The organism is Verrucosispora sp. SN26_14.1 (assembly GCF_004307965.1).
Lineage (GTDB): Bacteria > Actinomycetota > Actinomycetes > Mycobacteriales > Micromonosporaceae > Micromonospora.
In genome coordinates this window covers 1-20,782 of the sequence record NZ_SISL01000028.1, presented here as the reverse complement: position 1 = coordinate 20,782, position 20,782 = coordinate 1, and the positions used below count along the sequence as shown (strand labels likewise).

Genomic DNA, 20,782 nt, shown 5'->3' with positions numbered 1-20,782 from the left:
CCACCACGTACGACGACCCTCCGGCCGGTCCGACCACGTCCGACCGGCCACCGTCGCCAACGGCGTTCAACAGCCGCAGCCGCCACCGCAGCAGCCGCCGCCGGAGAGCGCGGGCGGGCCGCCGGAGGCACCGGAACCCCGTCCTGTGACCGCGACCGTCGACAACAACTTCACCGTGTCGGAGTGCCCCTTCGGGCAGGATGCGGGCTCGCCCGCCTGGGCCATCGGCCGGTTGACCTCGAAGGTGTCACCACAGGCGCGGCATCGGAACTCGTACCGGGGCATGGCATCAGGGTACGACCGGACCTGACGGTGGCGGCGACATGGGTGATACTCGACGGGTGGCAGACGGCGAAGAGCGGAGAACCCTTCGACCCCTGCGACCGGCCGCGCCGGGCGCCCAAACCGGTGCCACTACGGACAGACCGGTCAGCGCGGTACCCCGGCCGCGTCGACCGTGGCTGGACTCCGGCGGACCGGCCGACGGGTCGCCCACCACCGGGGCCGACGCGGCCACCAGCGCGCCGACGATCAGGGCCGCCACACCCGCGCCCGAGCAACCGGCCGAGCCCGAGCCCACGGCCGCCGCGAAGCCCGCCGCCACGGCCGACGGGGTGCCTGCGGCCAAGCCCGACGCCAAGCCTGAGCCCGACGCGAAGCCCGAGCCCACGGCAGACGCGAAGGCTGACCCCACGGCCGAGGCCAAGCCTGCGACCACGGCTGACGGCAAGGAAGCCACCAGAGCGGTCGGCGAACCGACGGCCACGGCCGACACTCCCGCCAAGGACCCGTCAGCCAAGGCCGACAGTTCCACCAAGACCGACGGTGACCCCTCGGCCACGGCCGACCCGTCCGGGACGACCGACGGGAAGACGGGAGACGGGACGGGTACCCGGCCGCCGCGAGCCCGGCGTCGCCGGGTGCGCTTCGCGCATGCCGTACGCGTGCCGGGTCCACGGGCCGCCGCCCTCGCGACCCGGGACTGGTCGCGGCGGCCCGGCGGGCGACTGACCCTGCCCGGGGTGTTCCTGCTCGCGCTGGTCATCGCGACCGCGACGGCCGGCGCGCTGCTGGTGCCGGCGACCGTCGGCGCGCCGCGTCCGGTGGCGGCCGACGCGACCGCCGGGCCGGAGACGACCGACGGCACCACACCGCTGACCGAGGCCCCGCCGATCGGCGCCGTCCCGCCGGGCACCGGGACGCTGCCGCCGGGCGCCACGCCGTTCCCGGGCGCGACGGGTGATACCGCGCCGGTGAGCGGACGCCCCTCCGACGCTCTGGCCGGGTGGGCCAGCGACGTGGGTGCCAAGACCGGCATCGACCCGATCGCGGTGCAGGCGTACGGCTACGCCGAGCTGGTGCTCGCCGAGACCAACCGGGCCTGCGGCCTGAGCTGGACCACGCTGGCCGCGATCGGTTTCGTCGAATCCCGACACGGGCAGGCCAACAACGCGCGACTCGGGCCGGACGGCAGGGCCACTCCGGAGATCATCGGACTGCCGCTGGACGGGCAGGGCGGTCGGATGCGGATCGCCGACACCGACCGGGGCGAGCTGGACCGGGACACCACCTACGACCGAGCGGTCGGACCGATGCAGTTCATCCCGACGACCTGGGAGGAGAACGGCGCCGACGCGGACGGCGACGGGATCAAGGACCCGCACAACATCCACGACGCCGCGCTGGCTGCTGGAATGTACCTCTGCAAGGGGGGCCGCAACCTCACCGTTCCGGGTGACTGGTGGAACGCCATTTTGTCGTATAACAACGTCGGTCGGTATGCCCAGGCCGTCTTCGAAACGGCCAACCGGTACGGACAGGCCAGTCGCACGTGAAGTGATCGTCCGCGCACATTGGAGGACTGGACACTTCCCCCCGGCAGCCGTTAACGGCAAGCTAGACGCGTGATGGTGCGCGAGTGGGACCCCAGGACCGCGTCGTCCGCCGAGATCGCGTCGCTGTTGGACACGCTGAACGCGGTCCTGGCGGTCGATCTTCCGCAGGATCCGCCATGGCGGGAGAGTTCCGTGCGGGAGTACCTCACCGAGGTGATGCCCGGCGAACGACGGATCGCCTGGGTGGCCCAGGCCGAGGCGGCCGCGGACGGGACGCCCGGCCCGATCCTGGGTCAGGTGCACGTGTTGCTGCTCGGCAGCATCGGCGTGCTGGAGGTGCTGGTACACCCCGACCACCGGCGCAGGGGCCTCGGCCGGGACCTGGTCCTGCGCGCCTCCCGTCGGGTCTACCAGGAGGGCTTCGAGTCGATCGGCGTCGAGGTGGTGGGTGACACCCCGGCCGTCGCCTTCTACGAGTCGCTGGGCTTCAGCCGGGAGTACGTCGAGACCCGGAGCGTGCTCGACCTGGCCGGTGTCGACTGGACCGAGTTGGCCGAGATGTCGACCGGTGTCGGCGCCGGTTACCACGTGCAGTTCCACCCCGGCGGGCCGCCGGACGACCTGATCGAGGCGTACGCCCGGGCCAAGGCCGAGATCCGGGACGTCGAGGACGGCGAGCTACGACCCAGCTCGTACGACCCGCAGCGGCTACGTGACAGTCTCGACTGCCTGCACCGGCGGGGAATGAAGCCGTACATCGTGCTCGCCCTGCACGAGAAGACCGGCGAGGTGGCGGGCCTGACCGAGGTGGTCGTGCCGGCGCAGCACCCGACCCGCGCGGACCAGTACGACACGATCGTGGTGCAGGAGCACCGCGGCTACGGGATCGACCGCGCCATCAAGGCTCGGATGCTGCTGGAGTTGCGCTCGGCCGAGCCGCATCTGACCGAGGTCCAGACCTGGAACGCCCAGGCCAACGAGGCCATGCTCAAGGTCAACGCGGAGCTGGGCTACCGGCCCGACCGGGAGTGGTGCGAGTACAGCGTCGACGTGGCCGAGTTGGTGCACCGCCTCGACGCCGCCCGCTAAAGCTCGGGCCGCTCCGCCGGGTCGCGGTCGGTCAGTAGTACCAGGATCGGGGGTCCGGGGGCGGCGGATCGTTGCGGTACTTCGCCACCCGTACCTCCCACTGGCTGCGCCGCCGACGGGCCTCTCGCTCGACCCGGCACCGCTTGAACGTCTCCGGCGGGCGGGCGAGTCCGTAGATGTCCGCCCACCACTCACCCGGCTTCGGGTCGAGAATCGTGTCGAGATGTGCCGGGTAACGGCGGCCAGCCCCGTCCAGAGTGTCGTCCCACACCTCCATCGGCAGGATCACGTGCCCGTCCTGGTCGACCACGACGAGGTAGAGCCCGGCGGCGCCGATCAGGCGTTCCAGCACCGCGAGACTCGGAGTCAAGGTGCCGGACTCGACCCGGGCGACGGTGGAGGGCGCCACCCTCGCGAACCGGGCCATCCGCGTCTGACTGAGCCCGACGATCCGCCGGACACGCCGCACCAGACCAGCGATGGGAAACGCGCCGAGGGTAGGGCCACGGTCTGTGGGCTCGAAGATGGAAGACATACCGGCGACCCTCGCCGACCCCCAGAACCCGCCGCAACCCCTGTGGATAAACCTGTGGAAAACTTGCGGCAGTCCGCCCGGTTCCGCCCCTCCCGGACTACCTCATCGGCCCCTTTGCTCTGCTTCAACCCACGCAACGGATTCGGCGCGGAACTGATGCGTGGGTTGAAGCAGAGCAAAGGGCGCCAAGGGGTTACCCGGAGCCGACGGGCCAGGCCACCAGGACCGTCGGCCCCCTGCCAGGCCACCAGGACCGTCGGGACATCGGGGCGACCAGGACCGCCGGGACATCAGGAGCCGGGCCCGACCACACAGCGGAGCGCGACGAGCTCTGACCGGGACGGACCGGCCAGCAGTGCCGACCAGCGCGACCAGCGGCGCTCCGTGCCGGCCGGGCCGGGTGCCGGGAGGGGTCAGTAGCGGTCGCGGAGCAGGCCGGCCGCTTCCACGGCCCAGTAGGTGAGGATGATCTGCGCACCGGCGCGGCGGATCGAGGTGAGCGTCTCCAGCATCACCTTCTCGCGATCGATCCAGCCGTTGGCGGCGGCGGCCTCGACCATGGCGTACTCGCCGGAGACCTGGTAGGCGGCGACCGGGACGTCGACCGCGGCCCGGACCGCGGCGACCACGTCGAGGTAGGGCAGGGCCGGCTTGACCATCACGATGTCCGCGCCCTCGGCCACGTCCAGCTCGACCTCACGCAGGGACTCGCGTAGGTTCGCCGGATCCTGCTGGTACGACCGGCGGTCGCCGTCGAGCGCCGACTCGACCGCGTCGCGGAACGGACCATAGAACGCCGAGGCGTACTTGGCGGTGTAGGCCAGCACCGCGACGTCGGTGTGCCCGGCCGTGTCGAGGGCCCGGCGTACCACGCCGACCTGGCCGTCCATCATCCCGGACGGGCCGACCATGCCGGCCCCGGCGTCGGCCTGGGCCACCGCCATCTCGGCGAACGCCCCCAGCGTGGCGTCGTTGTCCACCGACCCGTCCGGCCGGAGCAGGCCGCAGTGCCCGTGCGAGGTGAACTCGTCCAGGCAGAGGTCGCTCATCACGACGGTGGAGTCACCCACCTCGGAGACCACGTCCCGGATGGCGACGTTGAGGATCCCGTTCGGGTCGAGCCCGCCGGAGCCGCGCTCGTCGCGTGACGTCGGCACCCCGAACAGCATGATCCCGCCGACGCCGGCGCGTACCGCCTCGACGGCCGCCTTGCGCAGCGAGTCGCGGGAGTGCTGAAGCACGCCGGGCAGCGAACCGATGGCCCGGGGCTCGGTCAGCCCCTCCTTGACGAACATCGGCACGATCAGCTCGGCCGGGTCGAGACGGGTCTCGGAGACCAGCCGCCGCACGGCTGCGGTACGCCGCAGCCGGCGGGGGCGGTTCTCGGGGTACGGCACGGTGCCCTCCCTGACGACTACTACCGGAACCTGAGCGCGGTCGGCCCCTGGACCTTCGAGCCACGGCGCTGCTTCGCCGGCATCGCGGCGAGCTTCTCCCGCAGTTCGACGGCGTAGCCGGCGAGCGCCTCCACCAGGTCCGGCACGGATGCGTGCGGCGGCTGGACGTCGACCCGCAGGCCGAACTCCGTCGCGGTCTCCGCGGTCTTGGGCCCGATGACGGCTACCACGGTACGCGCGTGCGGCTTGCCGGCGATGCCGACCAGGTTCCGGACCGTGGACGACGAGGTGAACAGCACCGCGTCGAACCCGCCCGACTTGATCGCGTCGCGGATCTCGGCAGGCGGCGGGGCCGCCCGGACCGTCCGGTACGCGGTCACGTCGTCGACCTCCCAGCCGCGCTCGGTGAGCCCGGCGGCGAGCGTCTCGGTGGCGATGTCGGCGCGCGGCAGCAGCACCCGGCCCACCGGGTCGAGCACCTCGTCGTGCGGCGAGAACTCGGCCAGCAGCCCCTCGGACGACTGCTCCCCGGAGGGGATCAGCTCCGGCTGGATGCCGAAGGCACGGACCGCGTCGGCGGTGGCCTCACCGATACAGGCGATCTTGACGCCACCGAAGTGCCGGGCGTCCAGGCCGTGCTCGGCGAACTTCTCCCAGACCGCGCGCACCGCGTTGACCGAGGTGAAGATGACCCAGGCGTACCTGCCGTCGACCAGCCCCTTGACCGCGCGCTCCATCTGCGCCGGGGTACGCGGCGGCTCCACCGCGATCGTCGGCACCTCGCACGGGATGGCCCCGTACGCGCGCAGCCGGGCACTCATCGCACCGGCCTGCTCCTTGGTGCGGGGCACCAGCACCTTCCAGCCGTACAGCGGGCGGTTCTCCCACCAGCTCAGCTTGTCGCGCTGGCCCACACCCTCACCGAGGGTCAGCACGACCCGGCCGGTGAAGCCGAGTGCCGCCGCGACGAAGGAGTCCACGGTCGACGTGGTGGTGTACTGCGTCTCCCCGGTGCCGTCCCCGGTCACCCCGACGTCGGTGGTGCCGTCGACCCCGGCGGCGAGCAGCCCGTCGCGGATCGCGGCCAGGTCACCGGCGTCCACCGCGAGCGCCAGCGAGCCGCGCTGCACGGCTGCGGCCAGCGCCTCGAAGTCCAGCGTGCCGACGTCCTCGACGTCGGCGGCGGTGCGTACGCCGGGCAGCGGCACACCCGCGTACGCGGCCACGCCCTCGGCCTGGCCGACGCCGGGCACCACCTCGAAGTGCGCGGCGGTACGTGCCACCGCCTGCACCTCCTTGACCACCGAGTCGTGGCCGAACGGGTCGCCGGCCACCAGGTGCACCGCGTTCTGCCCGGAGCGGGCAGCCGAGATCAGCACCTTCGCCACGTCGCCCGGCGCGCCCTCGGCGGGGGTGAACTGGGCGTCTTCCCTGGCCTCGGCCCGGACGACGTCGAGTAGCGACTCGGGGACTCCCCGGTCGTACACCACCTGGTCGGCGTCGACCAGGGCGTCGTGCGCCCGGCGGGTGAGCAGGCCCGGGTCGCCGGGACCGGCACCGACGAATGCGATCCGGCCTACGGGCTTACGGGTGCGGGTCATTCTGTGCTCCCAAATTGCTGGGTCCCCGGGCCGTCGTGTCCTTGCGGGCCGAGGATCGAGTCGGCGCCGAGGTCGAGGAGTTCGGCGGCGAGTGCCTTGCCGATCTCCGCCGCATCGGCGGGCGTTCCGGTGCGGGACAGCCGGATGTCACGGGTGCCGTCCGGGCTGATCACCGCCCCGCGCAGGTAGATCTCATCACCGGTCTCGCCCTCGGCGAGTTCGGCGTAGGCGGCGACCGGGGCAGAGCATCCGGCCTCCAGGGTGGCCAGCATCGCCCGCTCCGCGATGACCGCAGCGCGCGACGGTGCGTCGTCGAGCGTGGCGAGCAGTTCGACCAGGTCCGGGTCGTCGACCCGGCACTCCACCGCCAGCGCTCCCTGCGCGGGGGCGGGCAGCATCAGCATCGGGTCGAGCGTCTCGGTGATGACGTCGGTCCGGTCCAGGCGGGCGAGGCCCGCCCGGGCCAGGACGACGGCGTCCAGGTCGGCCTCCGGGCCGAGCACCCGGGCCAGCCGGGTGTCGACGTTGCCCCGGATGGGGGTGACCGACAGTTGCAGACCCAGCGCGTGCAGCTGGGCGATCCGGCGCAGGGCACCGGTGCCGACGTTCGCTCCGGGGGCGAGCTCGGCCAACGTCTTCCCGTCGCGGGCGATGAGCGCGTCGCGCGGGTCCTGCCGCGGCGGGACCGCGGCGATGTGCAGCCCGGCCGCGGTGGCGGTGGGCAGGTCCTTGTACGAGTGAACGGCGAAGTCGATCGTCCCGGCGACCAGCGCGTCCCGCAGCGCGGAGACGAACACGCCGACCCCGAGCCGGTGCACCGGCGCGCTGGACCGGTCGCCGGCGGTGACCACCTCGACCAGTTCGACCGGCCTCCCGGTACGGGCGGTCAGGGCCTCGGCGACCTGCCCGGACTGGGCCATCGCCAGCTTGCTGCCCCGGGTACCGAGACGCAGTGGGGCGGCGCTCATCTGGCGCTCGCTCATGCCGGCCCTCCGCTCCGCTGCGTGCCACCATGAGGCACCTTCGCACTGAGCTGACGACTCACTCGCTGGCGCTCGCTCATGCCGGCCCTCCGCTCCGCTGCGTGCCACCATGAGGCACCTTCGCACTGAGCTGACGATTCACTCGCTGGCGCTCGCTCATTGCTCACCTCCGGGTGGGGTGATGTCGGGGACGGTGTCCACCGGCGAGGTCTGCGGGACCTGGAGGTCGAAGAGCTCGCGCAGCAGGGCGGCGTACTGGTCGCCGCCGGGTTCGGCGGCGAGTTGCCGGACCCGCACGGTCGGCTGGTGCAGCAGTCGCTGGACCACCCGGTGCACGGTCCGGGCCACCTCGGCGCGCTGGTCGTCGGTGAGGTCGGGGCGGCGCTGCGCGAGTCGGCGCAGCTCGGCGGTGACCACGTCGTCGGCACGGCCACGCAGGGCGGCCACGGTCGGTGCCACGTCGGCCCCGCGCAGCCAGGTGAGGAAGGACTCGACCTCGCCGGTCACGATCCTTTCGACGGCGGCGGCGTCGGCGGCGACCGGGCCTTCGGCGAGCAGGGCCGCCATCCGGTCGATGTCGATCACCTCGACGCCGGGCAGCTCGGCCACGCCGGGCCCGACATCGCGAGGTACGGCCAGGTCCAGCAGGACCAACGGGCCGCGCTCCGGCGCTCGTGCGGCCACCGCCTCGGCGACGACCGGACGGGTGAGGACCGGCTCGGTGGACGCGGTGGCGGCCACTACGATGTCCACCGTGGACAGTGTGTCGGCCAGCTCGGTGAGCTCCCGCGCGGCGGCACCGTACGACTCGGCCAGCCGGACGGCCCGGTCGGCGCTGCGGTTGGTCACGGTCACCGGCCCGGCGCCGAGCCGGGACAGCGTCGCCACGCCCAGCGAGCCCATCGCCCCGGCGCCGACCACCAGTGCGGGACGGCCGACGAGGTCGTTGCCGAGATGACCGGCGGCCAGCCCCAGCGCGGCGGTGACCACGCTCTGCCCGGCCCGGTCGATGCCGGTCTCGGAGTGGGCCCGCTTGCCCACCCGCAGGGCCTGCTGCATCAGCTCGTGCAGCAGCCGGCCGGCGGCGTCGGACTCGCCGGCCCAGTGGTAGGCGTCCCGGAGCTGCCCGAGGATCTGCGCCTCGCCGATGACCATGGAGTCCAGCCCGGCGGCGACCCGGAAGACGTGCTCGACCGCAGCGGAGTCGAAGTGCACGTAGAGGTTGTTGGCCAGCGCGGTGGGCGGGCAGCCGGCCTGCTCGGCGAGGACGGCGCAGATGTCACCGAGGCCGCCGTGGAAGCCGGAGACGGCCGCGTACACCTCCACCCGGTTGCAGGTGGAGACGAGGACGACCTCGCTGACGTACGGCTGCGCCATCAGGCGGTCGAGGGTGGCGCCGAGATCAGCCGGCGGCACCGCGAGCCGTTCCAGGGTGGCGACCGGCGCGGTGCGGTAGGAGGCGCCGACGACGATGAGTTTCACGTGCCGATCGCCTCCTGGCTCTCGGTGACCGCGAAGCCGCCCGGCAGGGCGGTGAGAGCGGACCCACCGGCGGCGGGGAGCGCGGTCAGGGCTGCCTTGCGGTGCTCGTGGAACGACAGGATCTGCAGCTCGATGGCGAGGTCGACCTTGCGGACGTCGACCCCCTCGGGAACCGAGAGTACGCACGGCGCGAAGTTCAGGATGCTCGTCACGCCGACGGCGACCAACTGGTCGGCGACCCGCTGGGCGGCGGTGGCCGGGGTGGCGATGACCCCGATGGCGACGGCCTCGGCGGCGGCGACCTCGGGCAACTCGTCGATGTCCCGCACGACGAGCCCGTTGATCTCCTCACCGATGCGGCGCGGGTCGGCGTCGAAGAGGGCGACGATCCGGAATCCGCGACCGGTGAACCCGTCGTAACCGGCCAGCGCGTGACCGAGGTTACCGACGCCGACCAGGGCGACCGCCCGACGCTGGGTGAGCCCGAGCACGTACTCGATCTGCTCGACCAGCAGCGCCACGTCGTAACCGACGCCCCGGGTGCCGTACGAGCCGAGGTGGGACAGGTCCTTGCGGAGTTTCGCGGAGTTCACCCCGGCGGCGTTGGCCAGCCCCTCGCTGGAGATCGTCTCGTGGCCGGTTTCGGCGAGGTTGTGCAGGGCACGGAGGTACTCGGGGAGCCGGGCGACCGTCGCCTCGGGCAGGTCCGGGAGCGCCGGTACGGCACCGGCGCGGCCGGGCGCGCCTGGGTGACGGTGCTGACTCATGAGACTCCGTGCGGTGCGATCCTCGACCAACTCCACCGGCCGGTCGTTTCGGGACTCCCGCTGGCGACCGGAATTGCCGGCTGTGCTAGCAGGGCGCGTCGGAATTACAGAGTAGGCGCTTGTGAAGACGTGCACAAATCGCGATCTTGTCGGCACACGCCGCGCCCCCACCAGCCCCTCCGTCTCGCAAGATCGACCGGAGACCCCTGCATCACGACTACCGGCGCGATTATTACTCAATCCCGACTTCTCTGACTAATCACACACGCCAATCATTGATCGAATGCGGAGATCGGAAGACCGCGACCACACACGGTGACACCCGTTTCGACTCAGCTGGGCGATTCCACCGTCGGCACATCGGCCAGCGCGGTGGCGAGCGTCACGGCCTCGACCAGGGTGTCGGCGACCGGGTGGCCGGAGTCCACCAGCCGGGACCGGTCGGTGAATCCGCCGCTGTAGAGCACGGCACGCCCGCCGACGGCGTGCGCCGCGTCGGCGTCGTCGATCGAGTCCCCGATCACCACCACCGACCGGCCGTCCACCCCGATCTCGGCCAGGTGGCGGGCCAGCGACTCGGCCTTGCGGTCCCCGCCGACCTGGTCCCGCCATCCGTCGACCCGGACGAACCGGCCGGTCAGCCCGTACGTCCGGACCGCCGGCACCAGCTCGTCGTGGAACCACATGGACAACAGCGACTGGCTGCCCGGCCAGGCGGCCATCGCGTCCGCGGCGTCGTGGGCCAGCTCACAGCCGGTCAACCCCCGCCGGTACGCGTCGTGGAAGATCTTGTCGAGGCGTCCGAAGTCCTGCTCGTCCACGGCCCGGCCGAGTACGTCCGCGTAGTAGTCGGCGATCGGTCGGCGGAACCGCACCCGGTGCTCGGCGACCGTCACCGACGGCCCGCCCGCGCTGCCGAAGGCGGCGTTGGTGCAGGCCACCACCAGATCGAGATCATTGAGCAGGGTGCCGTTCCAGTCCCACACCAGATGGGTGCGCGCAGGGGTCATCAGCGCACCCTACCGGCGGCCTCAGAGCTGCGGGGTGGTCAGATCCTTCAGCAGCCGCTGCTCCTCGACGCGCCAGTAGCCGTGCTCCTTGCCGTCGAGCAGCACCACCGGCAGCCGGTCGCCGTACTCCCGTTCCATCTCGGCGTCGCCGCTCACGTCCTGCTCGATCCACCGGTCGCCGGTGACCGCGACGACCCGGTCGAGGGCCGCCTTGGCGTCCTCGCAGAGGTGGCAGCCAGGTCGGGTGATCAGGGTCAGGCGGGGCTCACGCATCGGTCTCCTCCGTCGTGGCGGTGGGTCGGAGCAGGGTCTTGCGCACCTTCCCGATCACCGAGCGCGGCAGCAGGTCGACGAACTCGACGTCGGTGGGGCACTTGAATCTGGCCAGATTACGCGCGCAGTGCGCGATCAGCTCGGCACCGGTCGCCCGATGCCCCGCCGCCGCCACCACGTACGCCCGGACAGTCTCCCCGGTCCGGGGGTGCGGCACCCCCACTACCGCCGACTCCGCCACCGCCGGATGGGCGCAGAGCACCGACTCGACCTCGTGCGGGTACACGTTGAAGCCGTTGACCAGGATCAGCTCGCCGAGCCGGTCGACCAGGAAGAGATCACCGTCGGCGTCGGCGTACGCGACGTCGCCGGTGGGCCACCAGCCGTCCCGGTCGGGCCCACCCGTGCCGTCCGGCCAGTACCCGGAGAAGAGGTTCGCCCCGCGCACCACTATCTGACCGGGGTCGGTGCCGGCCACCGGGTCGGAGAGGTCCCACTCCTCCGCGTCGTCGTCGGGCGCGGCCAGGCCGTCGCGCCACAGCTCGCTCCCGTCCGCCCCGACCAGCCGCAGGTCGACGCCGGGCAGCGGGCGGCCGATCGAGCCCGGCTTCGGCTCCCCGCCGACCAGGGTCGAGGTGAGCACCGGGGCGGTCTCGGTCAGGCCGTAGCCGATCTGCACCGGCCTACCGGCGGCCTCGATGAAACGCGCCGCGTCGGCCGGGTCGAGCGGCGCCGCGCCGCAGACCACGACCCGCACCGCCGCCATCGCCTCGGCCAGCACCTCGGCGTCCGCCCGTGACCAGGACTGCACCATCGACGGCACGCCGACCAGCACGGTGGCCCGGTGCCGGGCGATCTCGGCCAGCGCCGCGTCGGCACCAAGATCGTCGACGAGTACGCCGGTCGCGCCGTGGTGCAGCACCGCACCGAGTCCGGTGTTCAGCCCGTACGCGTGGAACAGCGGCAACGCCAGCAGCACCACGTCGTCCGGCCCGACCACCGGCGGCACGATCCGGCCGACCTGGTCGTGGTTGGCCGCCAGGGCGCCGTGCGAGAGCATGGCGCCCTTCGGCCGCCCCTCGGTGCCCGAGGTGTAGAGCAGCACCGCCAGGTCGTCGGCGGACCGCGCCGGGAAGGTCTGCGGCCCCCCGTCGGCGACGGGAGGTCTGAGGTGTACGGCGCGCAGCGCGGGCAGCTCGACGTCGGCCACCAGGTCACGAAGACGTTCGGTGCCGATCAGCACGGACGCGGCCGAGTCGGCCAGCACCTGCCGCAGCTCGCGGGCCGTCAGCGTGGGGTTGACCGGCACCGCCGTCAGTCCGGCCCGCAGCGCACCGAGCAGACCGACCACGAAGTCCGGAGAGTTGGGCAGCGCCACGGCCACCCGCGCCGGTCGGCCGCCAGCGTCCGGGACCGTCTGAGCCAGCGCCCGGGCGACCCCGGTCACCGCCTCGTCCAGTTCGGACCAGGTGGTCGTCCGGTCGGAGGAACACAGCGCCGGCTTGTCCGGACTACTCCGGGCCGCCCGGGTCAGACGTTCGGCGAGATTCGGCCCGGTGCCGTCGGCCACCTGCGGCCGGGCGGCAGTGCCTGCGTCCTCGTCGGCGGCGGGGTGCGACCCCGGCCCGACGGCTGCGTCTCGGTCCTGCACGGTGGCTGAGTCTGGCACAGCCGGAGCCGCCCGGCCATGCCTCCCGGGCGGTGACCGACACCGATCCGGGAACACCGGCTTGTCGTCCCGACCGGTCCGTCCCGGTACGGTCCCGATCGGACGGCATCACCTCGGCCACCGAGGACGCAGCCCGGTCCCGTGCACGGAACTCCCGAGGGGTCACCGACGGTGTGCGACAGCCCCGCCGGATTGTCGCCGCAGCCGGCCGCGTCCGGCACCGCCGCAGGCACGCAGGTCGCTGCACGCACCGTCCCACCACGACTCTGACCTGGGGATACATGCCCAACCAGCTCGTCGGCCAGTTGTCAACAACCCCCGACGGACAACCGGTCCGCCAGGTGTGCGACCCGCCGGGAAATACTTTGGCCCTGTGTAACGGACTTGCCACGCGCGGGTGACGTTGGCCCTATCATCACTCGGGTCGGCTCACCCCATTTTGCCGTGAGTCGACACCCCTCAGCCCGAGGAGGCCCCCGTGCCCGTGAGCGCATTGGACCAGCACCTCAAGGGGAACTGCCGCCCGTCGGCACACCCCGGAGCCGCCCTGCCCGACGGAGGCCCGATCGATCGACCGGGCACCGTCGGCGCGACGGCCGGTGCAACGGAGGCGGCCCGATGACCGCCTTCGGCTTCGCATCCCGCCCGGTCGGCCTACCCGGCCCACTGGCACGTACGCCGGTCAACGAGCGCGGCAACGCTCACGGCCAGCAGGACAGCACGGGGAACCTGCCCCCACGCGGCGAGAGCGCCGTGACCCGGGTGGGCAGCAGACCACATCAGAACGATCCGCCACCCCGACCACCGACGCCCGGCGGGAACGCGAAACCCGCCGGAGGCCGGGTCGCCTCACCGAGTCGACCGACCATGCCGGCCCAGGCCCGCCGCAGCGGGGACGCCCCGGTCACCGAGGTGTCCACCTCGGAGACGGCGGTGCTGCCCGCAGTCTCCTCGGCCGGCACCTCCACCGGGTTCCCGAGCCGTCCCGACCCCTCCGACCCCGCCACCGAGGTCTGGGCCCTGGTCGAGCGCGCCCAGGCCGGTGAGTCCGAGGCGTTCGGGCTGATCTACGACCGGTACGTCGACACGGTCTTCCGCTTCGTCTACTTCCGGGTCGGCAACCGGCAACTCGCCGAGGACCTCACCTCGGACACGTTCCTGCGGGCGCTCAAGCGGATCGGCAGTTTCACCTGGCAGGGCCGGGATCTCGGCGCCTGGCTGGTGACGATCGCCCGCAACCTGGTCGCCGACCACTTCAAGTCCGGCCGGTACCGGCTGGAGGTCACCACCGGCGACGTCCTCGACGCCGACCGCGAGGACCGCGGCCCCGAGGGCAGCCCGGAGGCGGCGGTGGTGGAGCACATCACGAACGTCGCCTTGTTGACAGCGGTCAAGCGGCTCAACCCGGAGCAGCAGGAGTGCATCGTGCTGCGGTTCCTCCAGGGGTTCTCGGTCGCCGAGACCGCCCGTGCGATGGGCAAGAACGAGGGCGCGATCAAGGCGTTGCAGTACCGCGCGGTGCGGGCGCTGGCCCGACTTCTCCCGGACGGTTTCCAGCCGTAGCCGATCACGTTGGGTGATTTCGCCGCCGGCCGGCCCGTAACCCGGCCCCGGCACGGCGCGTTTCTCCGGGTGCGACCGATGACCGGCCGGAAACCTCCGAGGTGGACCGGCGGCGGTGCCGACGAGGGTTTCCGTCTCCGGTGTCATGCGGTGGTCGGTCGCTGGTGGTGAACGCGGCCGACCGGCCGCGACCAGCGAGAGGAGGTGCCGCGGTGGACAACGCCCTCTTCTCCCGTCGGCGCACCGAGCGCTTCGCGCAGCTTCTCGACGAAGCCAACGGTGGCCTACGTCATCACGTCCGGTCCCGCGCCGACGACCAGCTCGCGCCGCTCGTCGCGCTCGGCCGACAACTCGGTGCCAACCCGCCGCGTACCGAGGTCGACCCGGAGTTCCGGACCGGCCTGCGGGCGATGCTGGTGGCCACCGCCGACCGGGAGGGCATCGGGGCCACCGTCGCCGCACCGGCCGCGAAGACCACCACCGGTCGCGGATCGCTGCTACCGGCCGTCACCGCCCGGCGGGCCCGCGCCCGGGGCGCGATCCTGGTCGGCATCGCGGCCGGCGCCATCGCCGTCTCCGGCATCTCCGCCGCCAGCGAGAACGCGGTGCCCGGTGACGCGCTGTACGGCATGAAGCGCAGCACCGAGCGCGCCCAGTTGGCGCTCGCCAGCTCCGAGATCAGCCGTGGGCAGCTCTTCCTCGACTTCGCCCGGACCCGGCTGGCCGAGGCGTCCTCGCTCAACGGCAGCCGCGCCGGCTACCGCGGCGTGCTGGACGACATGGACGCGGACATCCGCCAGGGCGTACGCCAACTCACCGGTGCCGCCGTCCGGCGCGCGGACCCGACGGCACTGAACACCGTCGACGCTTTCCTCACCGGGCAGCGCCGCACACTCGACGCGCTGGCCGAGCGGGGTTCCCGCGCCGACCGGGAGCGGACCGCCGAGTCGTTGGAGCTGCTGGACATGGTCGCGGAGCGCACCGAGGCCCTGCGCGCCGCCATCGCCTGCGGCCGGTCGGGTGGCACCGCCAGCGACGACCTCGGCCCCACCCCCGGCGCCTGCGCCTGACCCGGCGGGCGTACGCCGTCCCCGCGTCCGGCGGCGGTGACCGCTGCTCCGGATACCCTCGCTGAGGACAGTGGGCTCAGGGTGGGCGACATGAGGGGGTGCAGGTGGCGCGCAGCCGCAAGGTGACCGTCAGCACCGACGTGCACGGGCACACCACCGGTTGGGCGCAGACCGAGCCCGCTCCCCCGGCCGCGCCGGATCCCCGCGCCGCCGCCTTCTTCGACGTGGACAACACGATGATGCAGGGCGCCTCGATCTACTGGTTCGCCCGTGGGCTCGCCGCACGCAACTACTTCACCACGGGGGACCTGGCCCGGTTCGCCTGGCAGCAGTTGCGGTTCCGGCTGCTCGCCCGCGAACACGCCGGGGACATCTCCCAGGCCAAGGAGGCCGCACTCGCCTTCGTCGAGGGCTGGCGGGTCCAGGACGTCGAACGGCTTGCCGAGGAGATCTTCGACGAGCTGATGGCGCCGAGGATCTGGGCCGGGACCCGCCGGTTGGCGCAGGGCCACCTGGACACCGGTGAACGGGTGTGGCTGGTCAGCGCCGCCCCGGTGGAGATCGGTCGGGTGATCGCCACCCGGCTCGGGTTGACCGGCGCGATCGGTACGGTCGCCGAGATCGTCGACGGGGCGTACACCGGTCGGTTGGTCGGTGACCTGATGCACGGCCCGCTCAAGGCCGAGGCGGTCGCCCAGCTCGCCGCGGTGGAGGGCCTCGACCTGACCCGGTGCGCTGCCTACAGCGACTCCGCCAACGACCTGCCGATGTTGTCGCTGGTGGGGCGCGCGGTGGCGGTCAACCCGGACGGCACGTTGCTGCGCCAGGCCCGGCAGCGCGGCTGGGAGGTACGCGACTTCCGCACCGGCCGTCGGGCCGTCAAGATCGCTCTCCCGTCCACGGCAGCAGCGGGACTCGTCGCCGGAGCGGTCACCGCCGGAGTCGCCCTCCAACGCCGCCGCCGCGCGGCCGACGCCCACTCCGGACGCACCCGACGCGGCACCGCACCGTAGACCGGGTCGACGCCACGCACCGGGTCGAGGCCGGCGGCCGGGGACGGCTACGGGCCGAACGGGTCCGGACGGCGTTCGAGCAGTTGGAGCACGGTCTGCTGGATGGTCTCCCGAACCTGGTCGGCAAGGTTGAACACGACCAGCGGGTCGTCCGCCGAGTCGACCAGGTGGGCCGTCGGGATCGGCGGACAGAACTCGATCAGCCACTTGCTCGGCAGCGGCACCATGCCCAGCGGCCCGAGCCAGGGGAAGGTCGGTGTCACGGGGAAGTACGGAAGTTTGAGCAGTCGGGCGAGCGGCTTGAGGTCGGCGAGCATCGGATAGGTCTCCTCGCCACCGACGATCGCCACCGGGATGATCGGGGTGCCGGTGCGCAGTGCCGCCGACACGAACCCGCCCCGCCCGAAGCGTTGCAGCTTGTAGCGGTCCGCGTACAGCTTGCCGATGCCCTTGAAGCCCTCCGGGAAGACACCCACCAGCTCGCCGCCGCGCAGCAGTCGTTCGGCGTCCGGGTTGCAGGCCACCGTGCCACCGGTCTTGCGGGCGATCTCGGAGACCACCGGCATCCGGAAGACCAGGTCGGCGCCGAGCAGGCGAAGATACCGGTTGGCGGGGTGCTCGTGGTGCAGCGCCGTGGAGAGGATCAGCGCGTCCAGCGCCACGGTGCCGGAGTGGTTGCCGACCACCAGTCCCGCCCCGTCGGCGGGTACGTTCGCAAGCCCCGTGACCTCGGTCCGGAACCAGTCGCGATAAAGGCGGCGCAGCAGCGGATGGAAGACCGCCTCGGTCAGCTCCGGGTCGAAGCCGAACTCGTCCACCTCGTAGTCGCCGGCCAACCGCCGACGCAGGAACGCGAGTCCGCCGGCGACCCGCCGGTCCCAGACGTCACCGGTCCGGTCCGGCACCGCCGCCTCGGCGGGACGGTGCCCGTTGCGCCGGACGGGGTCGAGCTCCGCCGGCACCGGGGACGGGGCGTACCGGTCGTCCAGGTGCGCCTCGTCGCGCTGCTCCTCCGGCCCGGTCACGAACGCTCCCGTACGGCGGCCCGGGCCTGGCGGATGCTGTCGAGCACCATCTGCTCGGCGACGGCCAACTGTTCCCGGGTCACCACGGCCCGGCCGTGGTGGGCGCGGATGAAGTCGTCGAAGGCGGCGGCGGTCGAGCGGGGGGTGAAGCCGTACTCCTGCTCCAGACGGGAGATGTCCACCACCCGGCCGTGCACGAAGAGGTCGACCTGATCGAGCCCGTACCGCCCGAAGCCCATCGTCCGGGCCAACGCGACGGCACCGGCGACGCCCGGTTCCAGGACCGGCACCGAGATCCGGCCGGCCCGCCGGATCGCCTGGGACAGCGCGAGCACACCGGGACCGGCCACGTTGTAGGTGCCCGGATGGTCCTCGACGACCGACCGGTGCAGCACTTCGAGGGCGTCGTCGAAGTGCAGGAACTGCAACCGGGCGTCCCGGCCGAAGATGGTCGGCACCACCGGTTGGGAGAAGTACCGGGTCAGCGTGGTGTCGGCGGTCGAGCCGATGAAGGGGGCGAAGCGCAGCACCGTGGCGGTGACGTCGGAGCGCCGGCGACGGAAGCCGCGCACGTACCCCTCGATGTCGAGGATGTCGCGGCCGAAACCGCCGCGCGGCACCTCGCGGGGTTCGGTCTCCTCGGTGAAGACGGCCGGGTCGCGGAACGAGGCGCCGTACGCCGCGGTGGAGGACCGGACCACGATCTTGCGCAACCGTGGAGCCCGCTGGCACGCGGCGAGCAGCTGCATGGTGCCGATGACGTTCTGTTCCTTCATCGCCGCACGCCCGCCGTGCTGCGAATCCGGGGCGCTGACCAGGGCCAGGTGCACCACGGTGTCGACGTCGAGGTCGGCGAGCAGACCGCCGATCGACCCGGCGTCCACCCGGACCCGTTCCACCTGCGCCAACAGCTCGGCCACCTCGGGGCCGGGCTCGGCCAGGTCGACGCCGATGACCCGGGCGATCCGGGGATCACCCGCGAGGCGGGCGGCGACGTGCGCGCCGAGGTATCGACTGACCCCGGTCACGACGACAACCCCCGGAGGGCTCGATGAGCCACCGGGGGTCATGTCTCGCACCTACCCCGGCCTACGGGACCGAGCCGGGACAGCCACGGCCTGATCACCTGAGCCTCCGAGGGTCGACAGTTGGCAAGCGACGAATGCCGGGCCAGGGCCCGGCACACGGTCACTTGCCGAGACGGCGACGCTGGACGCGGGTCTTGCGCAGCAGCTTGCGGTGCTTCTTCTTAGCCATGCGCTTGCGGCGCTTCTTGACCACCGAGCCCATACGAAAGCCTTTCGATGCAACGTGCGGCGCGACCGGTAAGACACCACGAGTCCGTGGTGTCGGCGACCGCTTGCGGACAGCGGACCGGACCGGCGGAGTGGGCGGCAGAGCGCACCAGCGGTCACGATCTCCAGTCCAGCGTAGCGGGGATGCGTCAGCAGGACCAACGCGCCCCCGGTCGATGCCCGTTCACCGGGCCCGCAGCGACCGGGTCGGCCCCGTGGATCAGGCGGTCTCCTGGAAGGCGCCACGGAGATATTCGTGCACCGCGTGCTCGGGCACCCGGAACGACCTGCCCACCCGCACCGCGGTCAGCTCACCGCTGTGCACGAGACGGTAGACCGTCATCTTGGAGACCCGCATGACCGTTGCCACCTCGGCGACGGTCAGGAACTTGACATCCGACAGCCGACCATCGGACTGCGACCCGGCCATGGCTCACCGACCCATCCCATGCCCGGCGCGTGCCGCCCCACGGGTCCTCCCGCGCGGCCGGCGACGCGCGTGTTACCAGTACGGTAGCGGGACGGCTGTGACCGGCGCGATCCCTTCCTGCAACTGATCATGATTCGACCGGGGCACTGGGGCGAAAAACCCCTGGTCGGGTGGATGCGAGCGGATCCGGCAACCGATCATCCTCGGCCACCTGACGAGAACCGTCACTCGGCGCGCAGCGCCACCACCGGGTCGAGCCGACCGGCCCGCTGTGCGGGCAACACTCCGAAGACGATCCCGACCGCGGCCGAGACACCGAAGGCCAGCGCCAACGACCACCAGGTCACCGCCGCCGGGATCGGCGACAGGGCGGACACCAGCAGCGCCCCGCCGATTCCCAGGGCCATCCCGGTCAGCCCGCCGACCGAGGTCAACAGCACCGCCTCCAGCAGGAACTGCATGCCGATGTCGCGCGGACGGGCGCCCACCGCCTTGCGCAGCCCGATCTCCCGGGTCCGCTCGCGCACCGAGACGAGCATGATGTTGGAGACCCCGACGCCGCCGACCAGCAGCGAGATCCCGGCGATGGCGGCGAGTACGCCGGTCAGGATGCCGAGGATGTCACCGAGTACGCCGAGGATCTGCTCCTGGGTGACCGCGCTGAACTCGGTGCCCGGATGCCGGCCGTTCAACTCGGCCACGATCCGCTCGCCCAGTTCGTCGATGCGCTCCCGGTCCGGGGCCTTGACCGCGATCGCGTCGACCCGCTGGGTGCCGTACAACCGTTGGGCCGCCGTCACCGGGATGTGCACCTCGTCGTCCCGGTCCACGCCGAGGCTCTGCCCCAGCGGCGTGAAGACCCCGATCACCCGGAACCGTACGCCGGCCACGGTGACCTGCTGGCCGACCGCCTCCCGGTCGGGGAAGAGCGCCCGGGCGACCGAGTCGCCGAGCACCGCGACCCGCCGTCCGGTGTCCACGTCGGACCGGGTCAGGTAGCGGCCCCGGCCCAACTCCCGGGCGAAGACCTCCGGGGTGGTCTCCAGCACCCCCTGGACGGTGGTGAAGTCCTGCCGGGTCCCGGCCCGCACGGTGGCGCCGGAGGCGACCGTCACGGCCACCCGGCTGGGATCCCCGACCACCCGGCCGACCGCGTCCACGTCCTTGAGGGTCAGCGGCGACACCGCCGGGGCCGACCCGACGTCGAGGCGCCCCGGCACGACCAGCAGCAGGTTGGAGCCGAGCCCCTCGACCTGCTGTTCCACCGTCTGTTTGGTGCCGGTGCCGATCGCCACCAGCAGCACCACCGAGGCGACGCCGATGATCACCCCGAGCATGGTCAGCGCGCTGCGCATCCGGTTCGCGCGCAGCGCGTCCCAGGCCACCCGCCATGCCTCCGCGAGCCTCACCGGAGTACCCCGTCGTCCGTGCCGGCCGCGCTGTCCGCGACCATCACCCCGTCGCGCATCGTGATCCGGCGGCGGGCCCGGGCCGCCACCTCCGCGTCGTGGGTGACCATCACCAGCGCCACGCCGGACTCGACGTTGAGCTGTTCCAGCAGTTCCAGGACGGCCGCGCCGGTGGTGCTGTCCAGGTTGCCGGTCGGCTCGTCGGCGAGCAGCACCGTCGGGTCGGTGACCAGCGCCCGCGCGATCGCCACCCGCTGCTGCTCACCGCCGGAGAGTTGGTTGGGACGGTGGTCCAACCGGTGCCCCAGACCGACCCGCCCGAGCATCGCGGCGGCC

The 20,782-nt window shown here is 72.4% G+C and carries 21 protein-coding genes; 5 read left to right on the top strand and 16 right to left on the bottom strand.

What is annotated here, in order from left to right; genetic code table 11:
* Positions 1-66: 66 nt before the first annotated feature.
* A complete protein-coding gene (locus EYA84_RS05280) occupies positions 67-285 on the bottom strand; it encodes a zinc ribbon domain-containing protein (RefSeq protein WP_131051875.1) in 219 nt (72 codons plus the stop codon).
* A gap of 56 nt (positions 286-341) precedes the next feature.
* Here EYA84_RS05280 and EYA84_RS05275 point away from each other — a divergent pair, with 56 nt between their 5' ends.
* Positions 342-1,835, top strand: coding sequence for a lytic murein transglycosylase (locus tag EYA84_RS05275; protein ID WP_394347548.1), 1,494 nt, complete (start codon positions 342-344; stop codon positions 1,833-1,835).
* 72 nt (positions 1,836-1,907) lie between these two features.
* Positions 1,908-2,924 (top strand): N-acetyltransferase, encoded by a 1,017-nt coding sequence (locus EYA84_RS05270; protein ID WP_131051883.1) that lies wholly within the window; start codon positions 1,908-1,910, stop codon positions 2,922-2,924.
* Between the two features lie 31 nt (positions 2,925-2,955).
* Here EYA84_RS05270 and EYA84_RS05265 read toward each other — a convergent pair whose 3' ends face one another.
* The 9 genes from EYA84_RS05265 to EYA84_RS05225 form a co-directional block, all read right to left on the bottom strand.
* Positions 2,956-3,393 carry a helix-turn-helix domain-containing protein gene (locus tag EYA84_RS05265; RefSeq protein WP_236145604.1) on the bottom strand — a complete coding sequence of 146 codons (438 nt, stop codon included), beginning with the start codon at positions 3,391-3,393 and terminating at the stop codon, positions 2,956-2,958.
* A gap of 479 nt (positions 3,394-3,872) precedes the next feature.
* Positions 3,873-4,856, bottom strand: coding sequence for a porphobilinogen synthase (gene hemB / locus EYA84_RS05260; RefSeq protein WP_131051872.1), 984 nt, complete (start codon positions 4,854-4,856; stop codon positions 3,873-3,875).
* A gap of 20 nt (positions 4,857-4,876) precedes the next feature.
* Entirely contained in the window at positions 4,877-6,457 is a 1,581-nt protein-coding gene (locus EYA84_RS05255; protein WP_131051871.1) for a uroporphyrinogen-III synthase, read from the bottom strand.
* Positions 6,454-7,425: a hydroxymethylbilane synthase gene (gene hemC, locus EYA84_RS05250; protein WP_131051882.1), complete on the bottom strand. Its 972-nt coding sequence runs from the start codon at positions 7,423-7,425 to the stop codon at positions 6,454-6,456. Before hemC ends, EYA84_RS05255 begins: the two co-directional genes overlap by 4 nt.
* Positions 7,426-7,596: 171 nt before the next feature.
* Positions 7,597-8,922 (bottom strand): glutamyl-tRNA reductase, encoded by a 1,326-nt coding sequence (locus EYA84_RS05245; RefSeq protein WP_131051870.1) that lies wholly within the window; start codon positions 8,920-8,922, stop codon positions 7,597-7,599.
* A complete protein-coding gene (locus EYA84_RS05240; RefSeq protein WP_131051869.1) occupies positions 8,919-9,689 on the bottom strand; it encodes a redox-sensing transcriptional repressor Rex in 771 nt (256 codons plus the stop codon). Before EYA84_RS05240 ends, EYA84_RS05245 begins: the two co-directional genes overlap by 4 nt.
* 332 nt (positions 9,690-10,021) lie before the next feature.
* A complete protein-coding gene (locus tag EYA84_RS05235) occupies positions 10,022-10,699 on the bottom strand; it encodes an HAD family hydrolase (protein WP_131051868.1) in 678 nt (225 codons plus the stop codon).
* 21 nt (positions 10,700-10,720) lie between these two features.
* Positions 10,721-10,972, bottom strand: coding sequence for a glutaredoxin family protein (locus EYA84_RS05230; RefSeq protein WP_131051867.1), 252 nt, complete (start codon positions 10,970-10,972; stop codon positions 10,721-10,723).
* On the bottom strand, positions 10,965-12,623 hold the full coding sequence (locus EYA84_RS05225) for an AMP-binding protein (protein ID WP_236145603.1): 1,659 nt from the start codon (positions 12,621-12,623) through the stop codon (positions 10,965-10,967). The genes EYA84_RS05230 and EYA84_RS05225 overlap by 8 nt, the downstream gene beginning before the upstream one ends.
* 636 nt (positions 12,624-13,259) lie before the next feature.
* Between EYA84_RS05225 and EYA84_RS05220 the strand changes: the two genes are divergently transcribed.
* From EYA84_RS05220 to EYA84_RS05210, 3 genes are all read left to right on the top strand, one after another.
* Positions 13,260-14,204 (top strand): ECF subfamily RNA polymerase sigma factor, BldN family, encoded by a 945-nt coding sequence (locus EYA84_RS05220; protein ID WP_131051865.1) that lies wholly within the window; start codon positions 13,260-13,262, stop codon positions 14,202-14,204.
* Positions 14,205-14,416: 212 nt separating this feature from the next.
* The gene (locus EYA84_RS05215; protein WP_131051864.1) at positions 14,417-15,274 is read left to right on the top strand and encodes a DUF5667 domain-containing protein; all 858 of its coding nucleotides are present in this window, start codon (positions 14,417-14,419) and stop codon (positions 15,272-15,274) included.
* A gap of 104 nt (positions 15,275-15,378) precedes the next feature.
* Positions 15,379-16,287 carry an HAD family phosphatase gene (locus EYA84_RS05210; protein WP_131051863.1) on the top strand — a complete coding sequence of 303 codons (909 nt, stop codon included), beginning with the start codon at positions 15,379-15,381 and terminating at the stop codon, positions 16,285-16,287.
* Positions 16,288-16,334: 47 nt separating this feature from the next.
* On the opposite strand, the gene EYA84_RS05205 is transcribed toward EYA84_RS05210, so the two are convergent.
* The 6 genes from EYA84_RS05205 to EYA84_RS05180 all read right to left on the bottom strand — a co-directional run.
* Positions 16,335-17,192, bottom strand: coding sequence for a lysophospholipid acyltransferase family protein (locus EYA84_RS05205; RefSeq protein WP_201272296.1), 858 nt, complete (start codon positions 17,190-17,192; stop codon positions 16,335-16,337).
* 116 nt (positions 17,193-17,308) lie between these two features.
* Positions 17,309-18,382, bottom strand: a complete 1,074-nt coding sequence (locus EYA84_RS05200) for an NAD-dependent epimerase/dehydratase family protein (protein ID WP_131051862.1) — start codon at positions 18,380-18,382, stop codon at positions 17,309-17,311.
* A gap of 118 nt (positions 18,383-18,500) precedes the next feature.
* Entirely contained in the window at positions 18,501-18,602 is a 102-nt protein-coding gene (locus tag EYA84_RS05195) for a 30S ribosomal protein bS22 (protein ID WP_007465623.1), read from the bottom strand.
* Positions 18,603-18,827: 225 nt separating this feature from the next.
* The gene (locus EYA84_RS05190; RefSeq protein WP_091079691.1) at positions 18,828-19,037 is read right to left on the bottom strand and encodes a helix-turn-helix domain-containing protein; all 210 of its coding nucleotides are present in this window, start codon (positions 19,035-19,037) and stop codon (positions 18,828-18,830) included.
* A 224-nt stretch (positions 19,038-19,261) separates the two neighbouring features.
* Positions 19,262-20,446, bottom strand: coding sequence for an ABC transporter permease (locus EYA84_RS05185; protein WP_131051861.1), 1,185 nt, complete (start codon positions 20,444-20,446; stop codon positions 19,262-19,264).
* The coding region (locus tag EYA84_RS05180; RefSeq protein WP_131051860.1) for an ABC transporter ATP-binding protein at positions 20,443-20,782 on the bottom strand (340 nt) is incomplete at its 5' end. The genes EYA84_RS05185 and EYA84_RS05180, both read right to left, overlap by 4 nt.

What these genes read in the sequence shown, in the direction of transcription:
- hemC (WP_131051882.1), bottom strand. Translation starts at nt 7,425, where the DNA reads ATGAGCGCCGCCCCACTGCGTCTCGGTACCCGGGGCAGCAAGCTGGCG.
- EYA84_RS05195 (WP_007465623.1), bottom strand. Translation starts at nt 18,602, where the DNA reads ATGGGCTCGGTGGTCAAGAAGCGCCGCAAGCGCATGGCTAAGAAGAAG.
- EYA84_RS05220 (WP_131051865.1), top strand. Translation starts at nt 13,260, where the DNA reads ATGACCGCCTTCGGCTTCGCATCCCGCCCGGTCGGCCTACCCGGCCCA.
- EYA84_RS05190 (WP_091079691.1), bottom strand. Translation starts at nt 19,037, where the DNA reads ATGGCCGGGTCGCAGTCCGATGGTCGGCTGTCGGATGTCAAGTTCCTG.
- EYA84_RS05235 (WP_131051868.1), bottom strand. Translation starts at nt 10,699, where the DNA reads ATGACCCCTGCGCGCACCCATCTGGTGTGGGACTGGAACGGCACCCTG.
- EYA84_RS05255 (WP_131051871.1), bottom strand. Translation starts at nt 6,457, where the DNA reads ATGACCCGCACCCGTAAGCCCGTAGGCCGGATCGCATTCGTCGGTGCC.
- EYA84_RS05280 (WP_131051875.1), bottom strand. Translation starts at nt 285, where the DNA reads ATGCCCCGGTACGAGTTCCGATGCCGCGCCTGTGGTGACACCTTCGAG.
- EYA84_RS05270 (WP_131051883.1), top strand. Translation starts at nt 1,908, where the DNA reads ATGGTGCGCGAGTGGGACCCCAGGACCGCGTCGTCCGCCGAGATCGCG.
- EYA84_RS05230 (WP_131051867.1), bottom strand. Translation starts at nt 10,972, where the DNA reads ATGCGTGAGCCCCGCCTGACCCTGATCACCCGACCTGGCTGCCACCTC.
- EYA84_RS05200 (WP_131051862.1), bottom strand. Translation starts at nt 18,382, where the DNA reads ATGACCCCCGGTGGCTCATCGAGCCCTCCGGGGGTTGTCGTCGTGACC.
- EYA84_RS05240 (WP_131051869.1), bottom strand. Translation starts at nt 9,689, where the DNA reads ATGAGTCAGCACCGTCACCCAGGCGCGCCCGGCCGCGCCGGTGCCGTA.